This is a genomic window from Thiocapsa sp. (assembly GCF_011390875.1).
Lineage (GTDB): Bacteria > Pseudomonadota > Gammaproteobacteria > Chromatiales > Chromatiaceae > Thiocapsa.
On record NZ_JAABRP010000349.1, the window covers coordinates 1 to 3,243 of the forward strand.

General features: G+C 67.0%; 4 protein-coding genes. 1 reads left to right on the forward strand and 3 read right to left on the reverse strand.

The genetic code is table 11. The features are described from left to right. Positions 1 to 560 (reverse strand): DNA repair exonuclease (locus GPT33_RS18220; RefSeq protein WP_296811918.1); only part of this gene is annotated, 560 nt, incomplete at its 3' end. A gap of 166 nt (positions 561 to 726) precedes the next feature. Between GPT33_RS18220 and GPT33_RS18225 the strand changes: the two genes are divergently transcribed. Then, positions 727 to 1,794, forward strand: coding sequence for a RibD family protein (locus GPT33_RS18225; RefSeq protein WP_296811919.1), 1,068 nt, complete (start codon positions 727 to 729; stop codon positions 1,792 to 1,794). A gap of 98 nt (positions 1,795 to 1,892) precedes the next feature. Here GPT33_RS18225 and GPT33_RS18230 read toward each other — a convergent pair whose 3' ends face one another. Beyond that, positions 1,893 to 2,786: a class I SAM-dependent methyltransferase gene (locus tag GPT33_RS18230; protein ID WP_296811921.1), complete on the reverse strand. Its 894-nt coding sequence runs from the start codon at positions 2,784 to 2,786 to the stop codon at positions 1,893 to 1,895. Beyond that, on the reverse strand, positions 2,779 to 3,243 hold a 465-nt coding region (locus GPT33_RS18235), incomplete at its 5' end, for a glycosyltransferase (protein ID WP_296811923.1). The genes GPT33_RS18230 and GPT33_RS18235, both read right to left, overlap by 8 nt.

Consider the following 3,243-nt stretch of genomic DNA (forward strand, 5'->3'; position numbering starts at 1 on the left):
TGGTACCCTTTTGCTCTCAAGCCATCCAGGGTGCAGGGCGCATAGGGCTCATGGCCGGGTCGTCCGTCGAGCGAGGTGTGGAGCATTCCGATGTTGAAGAGTGCGGGATCGCCTTGCGGATAAGCTCGGCTCAGGTCGTCCGTCACCGCGCGGCTCGGAAACCCTTGAGCGTGGATGGCAACGCCGAGGTGCTCGAGGACCCAGGTCTCGGGTGCACGCGTGGCGAAGACCGAAAGGTTCGGCGGCGGACGCAGCGCCTTGGTGATCTGGCTTGCGGCGTCGTGGTTGCCGGCGATCAGAAAGACCGGGATCCCATGATCGTTGAGACGACCCATCTGGGCGGAGAAGAAGAGTCCGGTGTTGTAGTCGCGCCAGTCCCCGTCGTAGATGTCGCCGGCCAGCAGGACGAAGTCGACCGACTCCTCGATCGCAAGTGCGGTCAAATTCTCGAAGGCCCGGCGGGTCGCACCGCGGATCTCCTCGACCGGTGCGCCCTCGTAGCGTTCGAGTCCGCGCAGCGGGCTGTCGAGATGCACATCGGCGGCATGCAGGAATCTCAAGGCGATCTCCTCTTTCCGTGTGTTTTGGTCCCTCTCGCCAAGGGTACGTCGACGGCAAGGACCGCTTCGCTCGACTCGATTTCCGAGTGTGCAGCGCCATATCCACCTGGTGCGCTTGCCGTTCAATCGCGTGTCCCGGGATCAACTCAACCAGAAGAGGCCGCCGATGATCCGATCCGAGAGCACTCAGCGCGAGCGATCGGGCTCCCCGTCACACGAGCGGGGGATCAATGCCGCATGTGCTTGGTCGCTGATTCTGAGTGCCGCACGACTGGCGCGCAACGCGGCCTGGTCGCTCGAACACCCGCTTGCTTTGACAACCGGCCCCGACGGACGGGTGTCGCCGGTCGATCCGGAGCATCGATCCCAAGCGGAGCTGGTCTGGCTGCCGCATGCGGGCTGGCGCCTCGGAGATCGGGCCGGGGATTGCCATGGCGGCGATCAAGCTCGCGCACTCTTCGATCTTTACCTGCCCTTGTGCCGCCCGCATCCGGGTCCCGCGGAGGTCATCGCCCATCTTGGTCAGAGCATCGACGGCTACATCGCAACGGCCGACGGGGATGCACGATTCGTGACCGGCGAGGCCAATATTCGCCACCTGCACCGCATGCGTGCGCTCAGCGATGGCGTGCTGGTCGGGGCCGAGACGGTCGCCGCGGACGATCCGCGCCTGACCACGCGCTTGGTCCCCGGACCGAATGCGGTGCGGGTGGTCTTGGACCCGAGACGGCGTCTGTCCTGCGAGCGTTATCTCTTCAACGACGGCGAGGCCGAGACACTGCTGTGTTGTGATCGCGCCCGCATCCGGCCCGGAGAGAAACACCACGGGCAGGCCGAGCTGATCGGGGTGCCGGCCGTGTCCGACGGGCTCGACCTGGGTGCACTCCTGGACGCCCTCGCCGAGCGGGGTCTGCACAGGATCTTCATCGAAGGCGGCGGCGCCACGGTCTCACGCTTCCTGCAGGCCGGGCGGCTGTCGCGCCTGCAGATCGCGGTCGCCCCGCTCGTGATCGGCAGCGGTCGGCCGGGTGTGCGACTGCCGCCGACCGAGCGCTTGGCGGATGCATTGCGCCCGGCGACGCGCATCTTCCGTATGGGCGAGGATGTGCTCTATGACTTCGACCTGAGCGCGGAGTCGCCCCGAACGGCGTCGGAACATTGCGCCGATGTGATCCCCCAAAATACGATCAGCGAAAACGCGATCGGCCGAGCGGAACTCTCCCGCATCCGCTAAACCGCGCCCGGTACGCTAAACCGCGCCGGATCCAGCGGTGATCAAGTCTGCCGAGGCCGATCCCATCCAAACACATCGCATACCGAACCGGGCGCGGTTTAAGCCCGCCGCGGGACGGCGAGAAGATCGCGATGGCCGACGATGATTCGGGAACAACCGCGCTCCACGGCAGCGAGCCGGACCGCCTCCCAGTGCGCGATCGCCCCCTCATCCGATGCGGGTGCCTCTTCGCGGGCTGCCCGGGACCAGCCGCGGATCAGGGCCGCCTGCAGCTCGCGTTCCGAGCGTCGAATCCGCCAGTCGCTCCTCCGCACTTCGACCCAATAGCCCTGCGCGGCCGCCAAAATCGCCAACCGACCGTTCGCGCTCGGTCCCAGCGCCGGGCCGAACCCCTTGTCGCGACCCTGGTGGCGATTCACGGCCTCGATCACCTCGCGATCGAGGCTCAAGGCGGGCTCGAAGGCGACGCGGCCGTCGTAGGTCAAGGCCATGAGGAGCGGAACACGGACCTTCGCGCACTGCGAGACCAACCCAGCAAGCCATGTCTCGGACACCAGGTCGAGCAGCGCCGAGGCCGTGACCAATCCAATGCCGTCGATCGGAAGTTCGGCCAAGTTGCGCGCGAGGTCAAAGCGACGGGTCGCCAGAGTGCAGTTCAGATGAGGGGTGCAGGTCAGATGAGGCTCGGCCCCGGTGACCCGTTGATCCGACGCGTCCCAATCCAGCCCCGATTGTTGCGCCCAGGCTTGGGTCTCGTCCGGCAATCGCTCCAAGAGGTCGGCATCCGCATCCAGACAGAGCCATGCCTGCGCGCCGCCCAAGACCGGTGCTAGTGAATGCAGGTTGGAGCCGGTCCCGCACCCCAGGTCCAGGATACGAAGCACCTGCCCATTCGGAAGCTGCGGACGCAGCAAGAGCGGCAGATCGGGGGCTCGGGCACGGCGATCCGCGGGCGCGCGCAGTCCCAACCAGTCGGCGTCGAAATCACCCATCGTGCACCCCTTCCAGGACGCAGCTGAACTCGGCGCTTGCAGCGTCCCAACCGCGCAGACGAGCACGGGCCGAACGCGCGCCCGCGGCCAGGTTGCGGCGCAGGCCCGCATCGTCCAGCACCCGGGCCAAGGCCACCTCGAGGGCCGCAGGGTCGTCGGGCTCGACCAAAAGCCCCGCATCCGCAGGCACCACCTTCGGGATCGGCCCGGTCCTGGTGGTGACGATCGGCAGACCGCGCGCCAATGCCTCGGTCAGGACCATGCCGTAGCCCTCGAAGCGGGTCGGCAGGACAAACACGTCCGCCCGATGGTAGAAGGCGTCGAGTCGATGCTCGTCGACCCGACCCGTAAAATTCACGCGCTCCGACAGGTCCAAGCGCTCTGCGAGACGCCGCAAGGCGATGCTCGTCCGCGCGCAACGGCTCAGGCTGCCGACACAGTCCAGCCGCCAGGGCCG

Excerpts from the sequence above, each read along its gene's own strand:
- GPT33_RS18225 (WP_296811919.1), top strand. The coding sequence starts at position 727 with ATGATCCGATCCGAGAGCACTCAGCGCGAGCGATCGGGCTCCCCGTCA.
- GPT33_RS18230 (WP_296811921.1), bottom strand. The coding sequence starts at position 2,786 with ATGGGTGATTTCGACGCCGACTGGTTGGGACTGCGCGCGCCCGCGGAT.